This window comes from Hymenobacter sp. BT730 (genome assembly GCF_030542105.1).
GTDB lineage: Bacteria > Bacteroidota > Bacteroidia > Cytophagales > Hymenobacteraceae > Hymenobacter.
In genome coordinates this window covers 936,893-954,910 of the sequence record NZ_JAUOFB010000001.1, presented here as the reverse complement: position 1 = coordinate 954,910, position 18,018 = coordinate 936,893, and the positions used below count along the sequence as shown (strand labels likewise).

General features: G+C 56.5%; 12 protein-coding genes. 5 read left to right on the top strand and 7 right to left on the bottom strand.

Annotation, left to right across the window (positions count from 1 at the left end; translation table 11 throughout):
- Positions 1 to 70: 70 nt before the first annotated feature.
- On the bottom strand, positions 71 to 1,333 hold the full coding sequence (gene metK / locus Q4G72_RS04065; RefSeq protein WP_303310156.1) for a methionine adenosyltransferase: 1,263 nt from the start codon (positions 1,331 to 1,333) through the stop codon (positions 71 to 73).
- A gap of 243 nt (positions 1,334 to 1,576) precedes the next feature.
- Here metK and Q4G72_RS04060 point away from each other — a divergent pair, with 243 nt between their 5' ends.
- Positions 1,577 to 3,019 carry a hypothetical protein gene (locus Q4G72_RS04060; protein WP_303310155.1) on the top strand — a complete coding sequence of 481 codons (1,443 nt, stop codon included), beginning with the start codon at positions 1,577 to 1,579 and terminating at the stop codon, positions 3,017 to 3,019.
- A 78-nt stretch (positions 3,020 to 3,097) separates the two neighbouring features.
- Here Q4G72_RS04060 and Q4G72_RS04055 read toward each other — a convergent pair whose 3' ends face one another.
- The 4 genes from Q4G72_RS04055 to Q4G72_RS04040 all read right to left on the bottom strand — a co-directional run bounded on the left by Q4G72_RS04055 (position 3,098) and on the right by Q4G72_RS04040 (position 8,509).
- Complete coding sequence (locus Q4G72_RS04055) at positions 3,098 to 5,551, bottom strand: S9 family peptidase (protein WP_303310154.1); 2,454 nt, start codon at positions 5,549 to 5,551, stop codon at positions 3,098 to 3,100.
- 123 nt (positions 5,552 to 5,674) lie between these two features.
- The gene (locus Q4G72_RS04050) at positions 5,675 to 6,325 is read right to left on the bottom strand and encodes an HD domain-containing protein (protein ID WP_303310153.1); all 651 of its coding nucleotides are present in this window, start codon (positions 6,323 to 6,325) and stop codon (positions 5,675 to 5,677) included.
- Between the two features lie 30 nt (positions 6,326 to 6,355).
- Entirely contained in the window at positions 6,356 to 6,820 is a 465-nt protein-coding gene (locus Q4G72_RS04045; RefSeq protein WP_303310152.1) for a GNAT family N-acetyltransferase, read from the bottom strand.
- A gap of 12 nt (positions 6,821 to 6,832) precedes the next feature.
- Positions 6,833 to 8,509 (bottom strand): amidase, encoded by a 1,677-nt coding sequence (locus Q4G72_RS04040; protein ID WP_303310151.1) that lies wholly within the window; start codon positions 8,507 to 8,509, stop codon positions 6,833 to 6,835.
- A 131-nt stretch (positions 8,510 to 8,640) separates the two neighbouring features.
- On the opposite strand from Q4G72_RS04040, the gene Q4G72_RS04035 reads away from it, so the two are divergent.
- Positions 8,641 to 10,038: a PQQ-dependent sugar dehydrogenase gene (locus Q4G72_RS04035; protein ID WP_303310150.1), complete on the top strand. Its 1,398-nt coding sequence runs from the start codon at positions 8,641 to 8,643 to the stop codon at positions 10,036 to 10,038.
- A 103-nt stretch (positions 10,039 to 10,141) separates the two neighbouring features.
- Complete coding sequence (locus tag Q4G72_RS04030; protein WP_303310149.1) at positions 10,142 to 11,812, top strand: T9SS type B sorting domain-containing protein; 1,671 nt, start codon at positions 10,142 to 10,144, stop codon at positions 11,810 to 11,812.
- A 17-nt stretch (positions 11,813 to 11,829) separates the two neighbouring features.
- Here Q4G72_RS04030 and Q4G72_RS04025 read toward each other — a convergent pair whose 3' ends face one another.
- Entirely contained in the window at positions 11,830 to 12,825 is a 996-nt protein-coding gene (locus Q4G72_RS04025; protein ID WP_303310148.1) for a cation diffusion facilitator family transporter, read from the bottom strand.
- 165 nt (positions 12,826 to 12,990) lie between these two features.
- Between Q4G72_RS04025 and Q4G72_RS04020 the strand changes: the two genes are divergently transcribed.
- Together Q4G72_RS04020 and Q4G72_RS04015 are read left to right on the top strand one after the other, a co-directional pair.
- Positions 12,991 to 14,349 (top strand): Nramp family divalent metal transporter, encoded by a 1,359-nt coding sequence (locus Q4G72_RS04020; protein ID WP_502213672.1) that lies wholly within the window; start codon positions 12,991 to 12,993, stop codon positions 14,347 to 14,349.
- A 15-nt stretch (positions 14,350 to 14,364) separates the two neighbouring features.
- Positions 14,365 to 15,237 carry a transporter gene (locus Q4G72_RS04015; RefSeq protein WP_303310146.1) on the top strand — a complete coding sequence of 291 codons (873 nt, stop codon included), beginning with the start codon at positions 14,365 to 14,367 and terminating at the stop codon, positions 15,235 to 15,237.
- Positions 15,238 to 15,342: 105 nt separating this feature from the next.
- Here Q4G72_RS04015 and Q4G72_RS04010 read toward each other — a convergent pair whose 3' ends face one another.
- Entirely contained in the window at positions 15,343 to 17,994 is a 2,652-nt protein-coding gene (locus Q4G72_RS04010) for a lamin tail domain-containing protein (RefSeq protein ID WP_303310145.1), read from the bottom strand.
- Between the last annotated feature and the right edge of the window lie 24 nt (positions 17,995 to 18,018).

Below are 18,018 nucleotides of genomic sequence, written 5' to 3'. Positions count from 1 at the left end.
GCCATTTGGCCATAAAAAAGCCCCGCCTGATATATCAGACGGGGCTTTTCGTTAGCTGCAGAGTGGGTGATTACAGGCCAAATTCTGCTTTAATTTTATCCACGTAATCCAGCTTCTCCCAGGTAAAAGTTTCAAAGGTCTTTACTTCCCCATTGCTCATGGTTACCTGCTTGGTACCGGGGTTGCGGCCCAAATGACCATAAGCGGCGGTATCGCCAAAGATGGGATTCTGCAGCCCGAAGCGCTTTACAATAGCGTAGGGGCGCATGTCAAAGAGCTTGTTTACCTTCTCGGCTATTTCACCATCGGTAAGAGGCTGGCCGTTGGCGCCCTTTACTTTGGTAGTGCCATAGGTAGTTACATAGAGGCCCACAGGCTGGGCTACGCCAATGGCATAGGCCACTTGTACCAGTACCTGGTCGGCTACGCCGGCCGCCACCAGGTTTTTGGCAATGTGGCGGGTAGCGTAGGCTGCGGAGCGGTCTACTTTAGAGGAGTCTTTACCGGAGAAAGCACCACCGCCGTGGGCACCTTTGCCGCCGTAGGTATCTACGATAATTTTGCGGCCGGTCAGGCCGGTGTCGCCGTGCGGGCCACCAATGACGAACTTGCCCGTGGGGTTGATGTGGTAGGTAATCTGGTCGGTGAAGAGCTGCTGCACTTCCGCACCCAGTCTAGCTTTTACGCGGGGAATGAGGATGTTGCGGATGTCGTCGGAAATCTGCTTTAGCATTTTCTCCTCTGAGGCATCAAATTCATCATGCTGCGTGCTGACCACGATAGTCTCAATGGCTTCCGGGGTGTTATCATCGGCGTAGCGGATGGTAACCTGCGACTTGGCATCGGGACGCAGATACGTCATTTCCTGACCAATTTTGCGGATGCGGGCCAACTCTTCCAGCAAGCGGTGCGAGAGGTCTAGGGCCAGCGGCATGTAGTTCTCGGTTTCGTTGGTAGCGTAACCGAACATCATCCCCTGGTCACCGGCGCCCTGCTCTTCGTCTTTGGCGCGTTCTACGCCTTGGTTAATGTCCGGTGACTGCTCGTGCAGGCGGTTCATTACCTCGCAGGTATCAGCATTAAACAGATATTCGGGCTTATTGTAGCCAATGCGGCGGATGACCTCGCGGGCAATGGGCTCGGCCTCTACGTGCGCCTTAGATTTGATTTCGCCGGCAACCAGCACGAAATCCGTGGTAACAAGGGTTTCGCAGGCAACCTTGGACGCAGGATCCTGACGCAAATACTCGTCAAGAATAGCATCGGAAATCTGGTCGGCTACTTTATCGGGATGACCTTCCGAAACGGACTCGGAAGTAAACAGGTACGACATCAGCTTTTTAGATAGAAGTGCGCGAGAGGCCGGTAGCCCCTGCCCTGCCCAAAGCACTGGTGGGCGGGCCGCAAAGCTACGAGTTTTATGCAAGGCAGGAAGCATGTAGAAACTGGTGTTACCCTAATGCTTCTTCAATCTGCCTTCATGGCCGCTAGAGTAGCCAATGCATGGCGCCTGGCTTCCCTGCGTCCTGTGTATCTTTCTGCATCCTTGAGGCCTTATTCCATTTATTGTCGGTCTATGCTTCGCTACCTCTACGCATTAAGCGCGGTTATCTTCCTATCGTTCTGCTTTTCGCTTTCTTCGGGGTTTTCCCAAACGATTCAGCCCGGCTACTATGTGCGGGCGGCCGGCGACACGGTGCGGGGCGACTTGGAAAACGCCTACTGGCAGGATGCGCCCGCCATTATCCGGTTCCGGCCTCAGGGACAGATGGCCCTACAAACGCTTCGGACTCGTTCCCTGCTTGGGTTTGGTCTGCACAACCTGCGCAACTGGCGTACGCAATACCTGACTTATGATGCGGCCGCGGAAAGCAACCCGGCCTATCTGCAAACTGATGCACCACGCACACGCTTTGTGAAGGACACCCTGGTGACTGAAGTATTGGTAGAAGGTCCCATCACGCTACTGGCGGCTTTTCAGGGTACTACACCGCATTATTTCTTACTGTACCAGGAACAGACACCGCTGGAATTGGTAGACCGTCGGTATCAATACACCGGCCCCGACGGACGGCGCTATTTAAGCCGAGTAAATGACTATCGGGAGCAACTCCGCGCCTTTCTGCCCGCCTGCCCGGAAGTGGAGTCTCGCATCAGCAAATTACCCTACGACGAGAAAGCCATTATCCGGCTAGTGCAGCAATACAACACTACCTGCCTCGGCCAGCCGATGGCCGCTACCCAGCACAACGATGAAAAGCCCAAAGGCCAAAACCGCGTGCGGCTGGATTGGGGCGTGCAGACCGGCGCCGCATACGCCAGTACGACTGCCCATAGTGAGAAACCAGACGCTGAGCCTGGCACAGTATACTCTAGCACACAGGGATATGATTTGATAGCTGTTGAAATGCAATATCTGAAAAATGAAAGACTGGAAAGTAGTTTACGCCCTCTGGCTGGGCTGTACGCTGATATCCTATTTCCCGGTCGGCACTTTGCGCTGCACACAGAAGGCAGTTACCGGACTATGCAACGCTACCAGAAGGAATTTACTTCCGGCCAAGCAGGCTACCCACGCAAAATGTACCGGCTTAGCGGCAACCAAATTACTGCTCAACTGGGTTTCCGGATGCTACGCCCCCTGCAAACCGGCCAATTGCTGGCCGGCGCCGGTATTACAATGGCTTTTACTTCACTTCGTGAGAATGAAGCTGCCTACCCCGGCGCTACAAATTTGACCTATAAAGGCATTAACCTTCCCAGAAGAAATCGGCTGACTTATCCTTACCAGCAGGTAGGGCTTTATGTGGAAGCTGGCTACCGCTGGAAGCGCTTCACTTCTACTATAAGTTGGCGTTATCAGGAAGGGCTATTAGAAGATCGAACGGCCGTGGAATCCATTGTTATAGCACAACCAAGCAATACATTTATCGACGTCATTCACACGGAGTATAATTTACGCAGCCACTTGGGGGTCATCAATATTGCCTACCGCCTGAACCGGAATACTGATCAGTAAAGCGGATTCTGAACCATTTAAAAAGCCCGTGCGCTACTAAGGTGCACGGGCTTTTTAAATGGTTCAGAATCCGCTGTTCTACCTACTGATTTGGCCAGTTGCAGCCGGTGTACTTACCGATTTCAGGTTGGTTTCAAACAGCTTTAGAATACGCTTGTACTCATCGGTCCAGGAGCTGGGCTCTACAAAGCCGTGGTCTTCCATGGGATATACGGCTAGCTCCCAGTTTTCCTTTTTCAGCTCGATGAGCCGTTGGGTAAGCCGCACAATATCCTGGAAGTGTACATTGGTATCTACCATGCCGTGGCACATGAGCAGGGCTCCCTTCAGGCCATTAGCATAATAAATGGGCGAAGAGCGGACATAGGCCAGGCTGTCGGAGTATGGCTCGTTCAGGATGTTATCCGTGTAGGCGTGGTTGTAATGGGCCCAGTCGGTAACGGAGCGCAGAGCGGCCCCGGCTTTAAATACTTCGGGCTGGGTGAACATGGCCATCAGGGTAATAAAGCCACCGTAGCTGCCACCATAAATACCAATGCGCTGAGGGCTGACACCATATTTCTCCGCCAACAGCTTGGCGCCATCTACCTGATCAGTGAGGTCCTTACCACCCATGTAGCGGTAAATACCGGTGCGCACATCGCGCCCGTAGCCAGCAGAGCCCCGGTAGTCAATATCCAGCACGGTGTAGCCCTGGTCAGCCAACAGATTATGGAACATGTACTCCCGGAAGTACTGGCTCCACCACTTGTGCGCGTTCTGCAGGTAACCGGCGCCGTGTACGAAGACCACGGCTGGCCCCTGAGCCTGCGGCGAAGCCGGGCGATACAACCGGGCATATACCTGCGCTCCATCCCGGGTGGGAATAGTAATGACCTCAGGGTCGCGCCAGGCGTAGCTTTCAAACTCCGGAGTGGTGGAGTGTGTGAGTTGGCGCATGGTGGCGCCGGGCTTGTTGGGCATCACATACAGCTCCCAGGGCTTATTGGTGTAGCTGTAGCGCACAGCGAGGGTTTTCTCATCGGGCGAGAGGAAGATTTCACTAGCTCCGGGGCGCGTGGTGAGTTGGGTGAGCGGGCCGCCCTGCACCGGCATGCGGTAGGCCTGTTGCTCACCAGGCGCGGTTTTGTTGGCCGTCAGATACCAGGTTTTTCTGTCACGGCTTAGGCGCGCTGTCTGGATTTCGAACTTCCCACTGGTCAACGCCTTCTTCTGTCCACTGGTTATATCTACTGAGTAGAGGTGCGAATAGCCGGTTTCTTCACTTTGAAACCAGATATGCTGGTTATCGGGCAGCCAGCCTACGGCGCCGGCTTCGTAGCCAATGCCCGGGCCGTTTACCCAGGCATCATCGTGCTGGCGGTCCAGCAGCTTGATTTTCTGGGTGGGCGCGTCCAGCGCTACAATCCACCGGTCCTTGTTATCGGTGGAGCGAATGACCAGAAAGGCGTGTTTACCGTTATCGGACCAAAAGGGGCCGTAGGGAATTACGCGCCGCAGTTCGGTGGCAGGCTTCTCTTTTTTGACTTTGCTGGAATCGGCAGGCTGGGGTGCTTTGGCCGCCAGCTGATATTCCTTACGGTAAGCGGGCTGCTCATCCAACCCTTTCAGGTCGCGGTAGCCTAGCACAAACGTGGTATCCCGCCCGATGTCATAAAGTCCCAACTCGTAGGCCGTTTGGGCCGCGCCCACTTTGGTGCGGGTGGATAGGTCCTCGGTGAAGCCCGAGGTAGTAACGAAGCTGGGCACTACAGCTACTTTGCTGACGGCAGGCTCCTGGGCCAGCGTGTAGGTCACGAAGTGACCATCGGGGCTGAGCTGCAGGTTTTCGACGGTTTTGGTACCGAGGTAAATAGCTTTGGGACGAAGCAGGGCCAGAGCCTTTTGCTGCCGCTCGCGCGCCCTGGCATCCTGCTCCCGCTGCTGTAATACTTCAAACAAGGCCAGCTGCTGGGCCTTCAGAAACTTCTCCGATTTATCGGTGGGTTGCGGGCCGGCAGGTTTAGGGCCGCGGCGGAAGTCCGTGCGCTGGGTGGTTTCGCCGGTTGTGGGGTCCCAGGTAAACAGGTTGCCATTGCGCGTGTAGCTCACCACTTGCCCCTGCAGAGCAAAGCGCGGGTCCGACTCCCGCTCTGCGGTATTGGTTACGCGCCGGGTTTTCATCGATTTCAGCTCCAGCAGGTAGATATCTCCTTCCTTCTCATACACTTTGCGGGTGTAGTTCTGGTTATAGACGCCGGAAGCAGCAGGCAAGGTGCGCTGCTCCCGCAAGCTGACTTTCTTTGGGATTCCACCGTGGGGCGCAATGGCGTACAAGGAATCACGACGGGCTTTTTCCGGGTTCCAGTTGAAGTAAATAAGGCGGCCATCCTCGCTCCAATAGATGTTGGTGGGCGAGCTACCGAGCCACTGAGCCGGGTCGCGCATTATTTTTTCAACCGTGAGCGGGGCAGTGGCCGGTACCGCTGATTGAGCTAATGCTGCGGAAACGGGAACCAGCCACAGCAGCTGAGCGAAATAGAGAAAGCGCATGGGTAAAGAGAAACGGTAATAAGAATTCGCGAAATACGCGGCGAACAAGGACGGCACCGGAAGGTAGCGTGTTGCAGGCACTCCTTACTTACATTAGTGTCTGCAACACGCTACCCAGGAAACTCACAAGCCTCCCCGCTCCCACTTGGATAGTTCTGCCTGCAAATTATACCGAGCCGCTTCTTCCAGCTTCTGATGAAAAAAGTTGGTGCGGTACAATGGTGAACTGCTTAGCAGCTTTTCCAGCACCTTCCGGCGGCCCCGGCGGTACAGAAAGTCGGGCACCAGTCGGTACTCCTGGCGTACCTGCTGCGCATACTGCCCATAGTCTGCCTCCGGGGCACCCAGAATCTGTAGGTCGGCATCGAGGAAGAAATGTAAGTCGGTATCGTCAGCAGGCTGAGGCTGACTATGGTCTTTGGTACGCTCAATCAGAAACCTAACCCGCGCCCACTGCTCCTTAGACAACGAGGTATTCTCCAGAAATTCCCGGGCCAACTGAGAACTTCGGGCTTCATTATCGTCGCGCAGAGGGTTGTACACGGCATCATGAAACCAAATAGCCAACTCTACCACCGTGGCATCCTGCACCATATCCCGGTGCTCGTCCAGAGTGTTCAGCAGCCGGCGAATGTGCTCCAGGGAATGATAGTGCCTTTCAGGCGCTTCGTAAGCCCTTACGAGCTGGCGGTAAGTAGCTTCGCGCAAGGCGGCGTCGGGAAGCAAGGGGGCGGTAAGTTGATGCCAGCGCGCTTCCAGAGCAGTAGGGGTCACAGAGGAGGACAAATAAGTGCTGTTGATGTATTAGTTAGCGGTTTCTACCCCATAGGGATTATGCTGGCGGATTTCCAGAAACCGCTCTGGGGCGACCAAGGGCGCAAAGCCAAACTGAGTATATAGGCCGTGGGCATCCAGTGTAGCCAGCATTCGCCGGCGCAAGCCTTGCAGGTCCGGGTGAGCCCATACCACTTCCATCAGCCATTTAGAAAGGCCTTGGCCACGAAACCCCGGCAGCACGAAAACGTCACAGAGCCAGGCAAACGTGGCGTAGTCGGTAATGATGCGGGCAAACCCGGCCTGCTGACCATTGGGGGCATATAGACCAAAGTTGAGGGAATTGGCTATGGCCCGGTCTACTGTAGCATACGGAATACCCTTTGCCCAATAGGAATCCTCACTCAGGTAACGGTGAATGGCTACTATGTCCAGAAGCGCGACATCGGTACTGATAGTGAAGCTGGAAGAATGTTGGGCCTGATAGGAAGTCAAGGAGCAGAAAAGTTAAAAGGTGAGAGGAGGATGCTTTTCATCAAAATCAGTAGCATCCTGATAGGCTTTCACCAAGGCCAGCAGCCGGGCCTCGCCATACAGCGGGGCACAAAAAGTAATGCTGGTGGGCAGCCCATTGGCATTAAAGCCATTGGGCACCGTCACGGCCGGGTGACCGGTGAGGTTAGTCAGAATAAGATTAGCGCCCGAAAACGACGGCGCAAGGTAGGCATCCAGCCCTTGCAGGCGCTGATCCATTTCCTCAATCAGTAGGGTGCGCACGCGCTGCGCCTGCAGATACTCTACGGCCGGAATAAACCGCGACGAGCGAAAAATACTGGGCCAGGCATCCCGGCTTTGCTGCACCATTTGCCGGTCGCGGCCGGAGCGGGTCAGCTCATCAAACGCCGCCGCCGATTCGGCCGTGAGCCCAAAGGTGAGGTCTACGGCAGGCAAGTCCGGCAGCTCCAGGGGGACCAACTCCAGGCCCAGCTTACGTAGCACCGTGAGCGTCGCCTGGTCGTGGGCCTGATTGGAATATAACTGCGCGAAATCAGTCTTCAGATAGCCCACCCGAAGCTTTTTCACTCCGGCATCAAAAGCATACTGGAAGCTGGCAGGTGCCAGCAGCGTGGCGGGGTCGCGGGGGTCGGGGCCGGTAAGGGCACCCAGCACGGTGGCACAATCCTCGGCAGAGCGGGCAATAGGGCCTGGTTTATCCATGGTCCAACTGAGCGCCATAGCGCCGTAGCGGCTGATGCGACCAAAGGAAGGGCGTAGGCCGGTAACTCCGCAGGCAGTACTGGGACTTACAATAGAGCCCAGCGTTTCGGTACCAATGGCAAAGGGTACCAAACCAGCCGAAACGGCCGAGGCGGAACCGGCCGAAGAGCCACTGGAACCTTTGGTAATGTCCCAGGGAGTTCGGGTTTTACCCCCATACCAGACATCCCCCATGGCCAGCTCACCCAGCGTAAATTTGGCCACCAGCACGGCTCCCGCCTCCTGCAGGCGGGTAACTACCGCGGCATCTTCATTCAGCAGTTGATCCTTGAAAGGTACCGAGCCCCAGGTAGTGCGGTACGTTTTGGTACTGAACAGATCCTTAATACCATAGGGCACGCCATGCAAAGGGCCCCGGTAGTGTCCCCGTCGTATTTCAACATCGGCAGCGCGGGCCTGTTGCAGGGCCAGTTCATCGGTGAAAGCAGTAACGCAGTACAGCTTTTGGTTATAGCGCCGGAGACGGGTCAGAAAGAAGGTGGTCAGCTCTTCGGAGCTAATCTGCCGGGTGCGGAGCAGTTCGCCCAGCTGCCGCACAGAATAGTAAGCCAGTTCGTCGCGGTTAGTGGGCAGCGCTACTTTGCCCATTTTCGGCAGCCGGCGAAAGTCGGTAGCCAGGGCAGCAGGCGCGGTACGCAGGCGCAGCGGGCGGGGGTCGAAGGCCACGGCCGGGATTAGGCTGTTGGGCAAAGCCACCTGACGCAACGCCAGATAGTTGTTGCGGTAATCCTGCAGGTCGCGGCGGGCCGAATCCAGTTGGGAATCGGAGAAGTTCAGGCCTACCAGCTGCTGAGCGGCCCGCGCCATAGACACGGTAATATCAGGCAGCTCGGCAGGGCGCGGGAGCATGGCGCCGGCAATCAGCCCAACAAAGCCCATCAGCAACAAGGGTAACAGCTTCTTCATCAGCGTGAATATACTTATCGAAAGGCAGTAGCAAGACAACATATCCAGATGCGGTCAGCATGCATCACCATCTAAAATTGTTATCTTTCTACTTAACCCAGTGCTATTTATTCATCTTTTCTTATACCTCCATGAAAAGCATTGTACTGGTGAGCTTACTATGGATCTGGGCAGGAGTATGCGCAGCGCAGCCCACCACCCTGCAAGTGGGCAATACCACGGTCACGGTTACCCAGTTGGTCAACAAACTGGATACTCCCTGGCAGTTGGTTTGGGGCCCTGATAGTTTTCTCTGGATGACGGAGCGCCCCGGTCGTATCAGTCGGATTAACCCGGCCACGGGGGAAGTAGTGGCGCTACTTACCGTGCCCGACGTAGCGGAGGTGGGAGAAGGCGGCTTGCTCGGCATGGCTCTGCACCCGGACTTTACCAACTCCCCCTACGTGTATGTGGTTTACACCTATACAGCCAGTGGGCAGACACGGGAAAAGCTGGTGCGCTACACGTATGCTGCCGGGGCACTCAGTGCGCCCGTCAACTTGCTTTTGGGCATCCCGGCAGCCAGCAGTCATAGCGGCTCTCACCTGGCTTTTCTACCTGATGGCACCCTCTTGATGTCAACGGGAGATGGGTCTAACCAGAGCACCCCGCAGGACCCAGCGAGTTTAAACGGAAAGATTCTGCGTCTTGCTTTGGATGGCAGTATACCGGCCGATAATCCACAGCCCGGAAAGTATCTATATACCCTGGGCCACCGCAACCCACAGGGACTGGTACTGGCATCCAACGGGCGCCTGTATAGCTCAGAGCACGGCCCCGACTCTGATGATGAAGTGAACCTGATTGAAGCGGGGCGCAATTACGGCTGGCCCACGGTAAAAGGATTTTGTAATGAAGCGGCGGAAAAGCCTTTCTGTACGGAGAAAAATGTGAAGGAGCCCTTGTTTGCCTGGACGCCCACCCTGGCGGTATCAGCCTTGGCCTATTATAATCACCCCGCCATTCCGGAATGGAACAACTCTTTGCTGCTGAATAGTCTGAAGGCCGGGCAACTTCTGCAGCTTCCCCTGCAGGCCGATGGGAACAGTCTGAAAAGCGCGCCAGTGCTGGTCATCAATAATCTTTTCGGGCGCCTGCGGGCTATCTGCGTGGCGCCGGATGGGCGGGTGTTTATTGGGACCAGTAACCGGGATGGAAGAGGAAGTGTGGGGCCGAACGACGACCAGATCCTGATGCTGCAAAACAAGGCGTACCTGCCCACCGCCAGTACGGCCGCAGTGGCACCCTCCGTGCTGGCTGTATGGCCTAATCCGGCCAGCAACCGGGTAGAGCTCCGGTTATCCGCTTCCTTTCCGGTGCCGGTAGACGTTACGGTGCATGATGCTGTGGGGCGGCAAGTGAGCACGGCTACGCTGGCGCCCCGCCAGGCTTATATAGCGCTGCCAGTGCGCACATTAAGGTCCGGTTGGTACACGGTGCGGGTGCATGGCCCCCAACAGGAATTACGCACCCGATTTACTATCAAATAACCCGCTGGGGCACCTGCTTATCTTCCGCTGCTTCTCCTGTACTTTTGGCCTTCTGACTTTCCGCCAACCGGAGGCCATTACGATACTTCAGTTCAGCAGCTATATGGGTAGAGCGCTACACGCAATAAATAAACTATGGCTGTTTCTGATATGTATAGCTCTGCCGCAGTCAGTACTGGCCTCGCACGCGCAAGGGGGCCAGCTCACCTATGAATCCCTTGGCAACAATCAATACCGCATTACCTGTGGCTTTTTCCGGGACTGCTCCGGAGAAAAGGTGCCTGAAGAAATCAGACTCGACTACCGGGCCAGCGGTACCGGCTGTGTGGACCTGGTCCCCCTGAGTGGCTATGTAATGGTTCCGCAGAAGGGTCCTACTACGCTGGGAAACCCGTACTGCACGGCGCTGGGTGCCCAGGCTCCCTGCGACCCGCGCAAGGCCACTAATTACCAAACCGCACAGTATCAGACTACCCTGACGCTCCCACCCAACGCCGAGTGGCGCTTGTTCGTGACTATTGCCTCCCGGCCGGAGGTGGCCAACCTGCCTGGTGGCTTTTCTCATGTGCAACCCCTTCATTTTGAGGCCACCCTACGCACGCTGATTAACAACACTGCTTTGGAGAATACCTCGCCTCAGTTTCTGGAGCAGGATATTCCGGTCCCTTTTGTGTGCTGGCGTCAGCCCACTACGCTTACCTTCTCCGCTACCGAGCCCGATGGCGACTCCCTGGCTTATGACCTGGCAGATCCGATGGCGGGTTGCGAGGAGCCCCTTGGCTGGGGTCTGTATCCGGGCAGCGTTGATGCTACTAATCCACAGTGCCAGGTAATTGACCCCGGCGGAAATTATTCTGCCCGCTTTCCTATTCCCTCTTTTAAGCCGGGCACCTGCGCAGGCGGCAATGCGTTGGCAGTGCCCAATTTCCGCATCAACGATTTTAACCGCAGTGTTACTTTCCGCCCGGCGCTATATACCCCCGGCCTGGAAACGGCCAAGCAGGCGCAGAATAAGTACGTAATGGTGGTACAGATTAAAGAGTACCGCTTTCTGGAAGGCCAGTGGGTTCTGATTGGCTCCGTACGGCGCGATATGCTGGTCATTGTGATGGACTGCCAGGAAAACCAAGTACCTAACCCGCCTCTGGCTACGGCAGCACCGGCTCCCGAGGTACACATTCTGAACAGCGACTCTACCCTGATTGAAGTGCCGGCCGGCCGGCTCACTATGGCGCGCCTCGATTTTACGGACCCTAACCCCGACGACCAGCTTACAGTAACCACGCCCGAACTGGCGCCCAGCGTTCCTTCCATTACTACACCCGAGTTCCTCCCTGTGGGAGTGGGCAGTTTGGTGCTGACGGCAAACAAAACCAGCCACCCCATAGCACAGCTGCTGCTGCAGCCTGATGCTCGCTATATCGGTAAGACCTTCCGGATTCCTTTTCGCATTGAGGACAATGCCTGTCCGGCTAAGGCCGTGCAAAACCGGGTGGTGGTTGTGCGCGTGGTGCCCGCCTTGGTGGCCAAGCCCTTTGGCGCCTACAATGTATTTACGCCGAACGGTGACGCCCGGAATGACACCTTTGTATTTGATAGCCTGCCCAATGATTGCCAGTTGCGCATCTTCAACCGCTGGGGCCGATTGGTGCGCCAGTACAGCCACTATCAGAACAACTGGACTGGGGACGGGCAACCTAGCGGGCTGTATTACTACATTTTGACGCCGCCCAACGCACCCGCTACCAAAGGCTGGGTGCAGCTCATTCGCTAAGCCGGAAGCGGCCCTGTTTAGCTGGCCTCCTGCTCCAGGCGGTGCCGTTCGTTTTTCACCACGTTGGAAATCACCCAGGGAATCTCCCGGTCAAAGGCGTGCTGGCGCACGGGACAGTCGGGCATGCGGCAGTGCGAGCACGCGGCAAAGGTGCAGGGGTCGGGGTGCACAAACATTTCCACCTCCACAGTAAACCGGCTGCGCACCACCTGCTCAATGTTGTGCAGTTCGGTGTGCGTCTCTTCCAGGCTGAAATAGTATGGGAGCGTAAAGTGGCAGTCGATGTGCAGATTGGCACCGTAGCGCAGCACGCGCAGGTTGTGTACATCTATCCAGGCGGGCTGCCGGTGGGCGCTCAGCTCAGAAATGACCTGCTCCACCGTTGCTACATCCGACTCATCCATCAGGCCGGAGACGGAGCGGCGCACCATGCGGTAGCCATTTACCACAATCACCACGCCCAGAATCAGGGCGGCCACGGAGTCGAAGAGCACATTGCCGGTAAGCATTACCAGCAGCAGCGCCACCACGGAAACCAGTGTGCTGACGGAATCGAGGTACAGATGCTGCCCGTCGCCCACCAAGGCTACTGAGTGGTACTTTTTACCGGCCCGAACCAGCAGAAAGCCCACTATCAGGTTCACAATGGCCGTGATGCCCAGCAGCGCCATACCCCAGTCGGGCCGGGCAAGCGTATGCGGATGGATCAGACTTTGAATGGCCGAATGGAAAATGTAGAAGCCGGCTGATAGAATCAGGGCACCTTCAAAGCCGATAGACAAGTATTCAATCTTGCCATGGCCGTAGGGGTGGTTTTCATCCTTAGGCAGGCTGGCCAGGTAAATACTGTAGAGCGCAAAGCCGCTAGTAGCCACATTGATAATGGATTCCAGCGCATCGGTCAGCACCGCTTGGGAGCGGGTCAGGAAGTAGGCATAGAACTTCACTCCTACCAGCGCCAAGCTCACCACCAGGGAAAGAAGACCAAACCGCAATTTAACCGACGACAACATAGAGCAGGAAACGAGAGCTACCGTACAAAAGTCCGGAAAGAAACCCGGGCGCTAAAACTTTTTACCGAATACAGAGTATTTATACCGGCTTAAAAATATTTTTAGATCAGCCTAAAATAGCCGTTATTTGTGGAAACTTGTTCTCCTGCTAAAATGCCTGTGACTATCCCTCCCCCCGCTCCGGCTCCACCCCAGGAAGCTCCTCTTACCGGGTGGCGGCGCCCCCGGCACGCACCTTCTTTAGTAGAAGTGTTTGGCTCTATTAAAGTACCGCCGGCCAGTGCTTCGTTCTGGCGGAAGCTATTTGCCTTCTGGGGCCCTGGCCTAATGGTGGCAGTGGGCTATATGGACCCTGGCAACTGGGCCACAGACCTGGCCGGTGGCTCCCGTTACGGCTATACGCTGCTTTCCGTCATTCTGATTTCGAATTTGTTTGCCATGTTGCTTCAGCATCTGGCAGCCAAGCTCGGTATTGTAACCGGGCGCGACCTGGCCCAGGCCTGCCGCGACCATTACTCCAAGCCCGTGGCCATGGTGCTGTGGGTACTGTGTGAAATTGCCATTGCCGCCTGCGACCTAGCCGAGGTAATTGGCTCGGCCATTGCCCTGAACCTGCTGTTTGGCCTGCCGCTGGCCTGGGGCGTGGTGCTTACTATTCTGGACGTGCTGGTAGTGCTGATGCTGCAAAGTCGTGGCTTCCGGGTGCTGGAAAGCATTGTTGGTGGCCTCATTGTGCTCATCTTCGGCTGCTTCCTCTACGAAATCATTGTTTCGCACCCCGATTACTTTGCCTTGCTGAAGGGCCTGGTGCCGCAGCCGCAAGTAGTGACCAATCCCCAAATGCTCTACGTAGCCATTGGTATTCTGGGAGCTACCGTCATGCCGCACAATCTGTATCTGCACTCCAGCATTGTGCAGACCCGTGCTATTGAGCAGACCGAGGAAGGCCGACGCATGGCTATCAAGTTTTCTACCATCGACTCCACGGTGGCGCTGTTTCTGGCCTTTTTTGTGAATGCCGCAATCCTGGTTATGGCTGCGGCGGCCTTTCATAGTACCGGCCGCCAGAACGTTGCCGACATTAACGAAGCCCACCAGCTCCTGACACCAGTACTAGGGGCCGGCGCGGCCAGCATCGTATTTGCTGTGGCCCTGCTGGCTTCGGGTCAGAACTCTACGCTCACGGGCACGCTGGCCGGCCAGATTGTAATGGAGGGCTTTCTGGATCTAAAGCTAAAGCTGTGGGTGCGTCGGATTATTACCCGTGGCATAGCCATAGTACCGGCTCTGATTGTTACGCTGTTGTACGGAGAGAAGGGCACCGGCGAGCTGTTGGTACTGAGTCAGGTTATTCTCTCATTCCAACTCAGCTTTGCGGTGGTGCCGCTGGTGCTGTTTACTGGCAGCAAGGCCAAGATGGGCGTGTTTGCAAACAAACCCTGGGTGCAGATCGTAGCATGGCTCGTTTCAGCCATTATTATCCTGCTGAACGTGTACCTACTGGCTCAGACTTTCTGGGGCTAGGGCTCCTATACTTTCATGTATCGATTTGTACCTACCCTGTCCCTGCTTCTGGCGGGGCTGGCAGCAGCGCCTTTGGCCTCTGCCCAATCTTTCCCGGAAAAACCAACCGCAGATTCCTTACATGTCTTAAAGCGTGGCTACACACTGACTCAGCCTACTCCTGAAAACCTGTTGCGGCCACTCAGCACCGACCGGCCGGATGCTACCGAAAGCCCATATTCTGTAGACGCCGGACACTTTCAGTTTGAAACCGACTTAGTGCGCTTTAATCGATTACGGGAAGACGGCCAGCTTCAAAAGCAGGAAATAGCCCTAAACCACATTAACCTAAAGCTGGGGATAAGCCGCACTACCGATGTGCAGGCGGTGGTGGAGACCTACACGTGGCAGAAAACAAAAAACCAAGACGGGGTACAGCGTCAGCACGGCTTCGGCGACCTTACCCTACGCCTCAAGCGCAACCTGTGGGGAAATGAGGGCGGCTTAACTTCTTTCGCCCTGATGCCTTTTGTAAAGCTTCCTACCGGCAGCGTTGGCTCCGGAAAGGTTGAGGGCGGCCTAGTAACGCCTTTTGCCTGGCAGCTGCCGGCCGACTGGAACCTGGGTGCGCAACTGAAAGCCACGCTCACTCACGATGAGGAAACCGAGCAGGGCTTTCTGGAGCTGGCTCCCAGCCTCACAGCCAGCCATAAAATTTATCGGGAGCTGGCAGGCTTTGCTGAAGTAGCCTCTGCCTGGGACACCCGCAATTCCCATTGGATGAGCACCTTTGACACAGGCGTTACCCTGGGCCTCAGCGACAACCTCCAGCTCGATGCCGGCGCCTATCTTCCTCTCACCGACGGGACGGAGGCCAGCTGGTTCCTTGGGGTAAGCTTCCGGCGTTAATACACCAAAAACAGAAAGGACAAATAATACCGAATCCTCCGGCAGAGCAGCATAGCGCTCTGCCGGAGGATTCGGTATTTCTGACCCAACAAGGGAAACAGGCAACTATAAGCGGGCGCCTACCACCACCGTGCGCTTATACTCCCGCTTTGCGCCGCCCTTAGGCTGCAGGAGCTGAATGTGGAGCAGGTAATAGCCTACGGACGCTTTACGGCCCTGGTCGGTGAGGCCATCCCACTGCACAAAGCCCTTGGTTGCCAGGGTTTCATTGCGCACCAGGCGGCGGATTAGCCGGCCCTGCGCGTCATAAATAGTCACACTGACGAGGTTACCGGGCTCAGTGAGCGTGTAGTTAAGCGTGGTGAAGTCTTGCTGACCGTCGCCATCAGGCGTGAAGATTTCCGGTTCCAGCGTGAACAGCTTGCTGCCGTTGGGGTCTTCCTGAAACTGAGAGTTGCGGCGACCGGGGGTGGCATACCCCACGCTGCCAGCCGCCGAGTGGAAGTTGGCCGCCGTGCTGGGCCCTTCCGGCCGAATACGCTCCAGCGAAACACCATTTACATCAGAAAGCACCGCCAAGTGCTGTTTAGCATTATAGACTACCCGGTCCAGCTGCACACCCGCGCTATTTTTCAGCACCACCGTACCGGCATCATCCGCCAGGGTAGGGAAACCGGACATAGTCAGAAAGGCTGCGGGGTCATTGGTGGGGTAGCTGGCCTGCACCACATCGGGGCGCGTGGTGAGCACCAGCAGCTTGCCGGGGGCCAGCACAGTTACCTCCTCACTTATGGTTTCACTATCCAAGCTACCATCGGCCTTTTCATTGCCCAGCAGCCAGCCTTGCAGATCAATATATTTGGTTGAGCGGTTGAGAATTTCCACAAAATCAACACCGCCGGTGCGGGGGTTGAACAGGATTTCATTAATTACCACGTCACCGGCTTCAGCTACGGAGGGCAGCGCGAAGGCGGCGGAAGTAGCCGGGCCCGCAGCATTGCCTACGCAGTCGGTAGCGCTTTGTACCTGTACGGTCACGGCCTGGCTGGGCTGTAGCGCCGAAGCCAGCTGCAGCGTCACGCTCCGAAAATCAGGTGAAGATACTGTAGCTCGCGTGACGGCCGGGCCACCGGCAAGCGTATAAAGCACGGGGTTGGCGGCGGAGGCGCTGTCCAGCTTTTCCGCGAAGCTAAGCCGTACCGACGTAGTACTTAAGGCTACGGCTTTCAGCAGCACGGGGGCTATGTGGTCGCCGTTGGTGGCCTGCACGGCGTTGGCCTTGCCGGGTGTACCGCCGCTGGCATTAGTGCTAGCCGTCCAGTTTTCTATGCCGGCGCAGGGGTTGGTGGTATCAACCATTTCCAAGGCCCAGCCTCCTTCTTTTTTCACGGCATCCTTGTACCAGGTATCGGAATAGCTAACCGAAAACAGCGTCTGTCCGTCGCGGGCGCGGAGCACCAACTCGTCGCCGCTGTTATTGAGGCTAGGGAAATTACTCAGGGCAAATACTTTTCCGTAGCTGGCAAATAAGCTGCCGCGGGTACTGCTGCACACCACCGCATACTCGCCGGGCTGCAGCGAGGCGCCGGTGGGGAATACGGCCGCCGTGCTGCTGCCCAGCTTCAGCAGGCGAATACCTGCCAGGCTGATAACGTTGGCGGTGGGGTTGAAAATCTCCAGGTACTCCGAAGCAGGCAGGCCAATTACAGGTGACTCATCGGCCAGAATTTCAGTGATAAGCACCTGATTGACGCCGGGCTGCACGGCAAAGCCGCTGTTTACAAAGTCTACCTGTGCCGGCGTGGTTAAAGCGTTGCCAAACAGGTCAGCTACCTGCTGCACGGTAAGGGTATTGGCGCCTAGGGGCAGGTTGGCAGCCAGGGTCAAATGCACTAGGCTTTTATCGGTAGCGTCGCGCACGGCCGCCGTAACGGCTGGGGTGCTGTTTTTCAGCTGATAATTGCTGGCCTGTTGCGTTTCGGTTACGGCTTCCGAGAATTGCACATCCAGCTGCCGGGCCGCGGTAGGTGTTGCCGTCAGGGGCTTGGGCGCCTGCTGGTCGCTTACACTGAACTCATCGAAGTAAAAATTGCGGCTGTTCGAAGAGGAATAGGTAAGGGCAATGCCTAGGTAGCTGCTGGCATGGTAGGTAGCATCGGTAGCGGTACCTTCGGTGGTGTAGCTCTGGCCAGTGCCTGTGAGGTCGGTTTCCAGGGTCCAGGTATCATCGGCAGTGCGGGTAACCCGCACGCGCACCACGTTGTTGTTGCTGGAGTTCAGCAGCTGGTCCCGGCCGTTTATCACGTAGGCGGCGCTGGTGGCGGCATCTTTGCGAAACAGGCTGACCTCATCCGGTGTACCACCCAGGCGTACAAAGTAGCCGAAGTTGCTGGTGGCCCGCAGGTCGCTTTGGTCAGAAAGCAGCCACACATCGGCCAGGTTGCCGCTGCTGGTGGCCAACTTCAGGTTAGCATAAAACTCCCAGGTGGTGCCCGAGGCCGCCACGCTGGGGGTAGCCAGCTGCAGGCTGGTGCCGGTGACGGCCGGGCCATTGCTTTGCAGTTGCTTGGCCGTATTTACTTCAAAGCCGGAAACATCCCCGGTCCAGGCCGGATTTTCGGTGAAATTGCCGTCGGTAAAAGACTCACTTAGCTGTGCCCGGGCCGGAACAGCAGCTCCCAATAGGAAGAGAAGAAGTGTAGAAAGCAGTGGAAGATGCGCAAAACGAGGCGCCAACGCGCAGGAAACGTGGTTCACGAGGGAAACTGACAAAAAAGAATA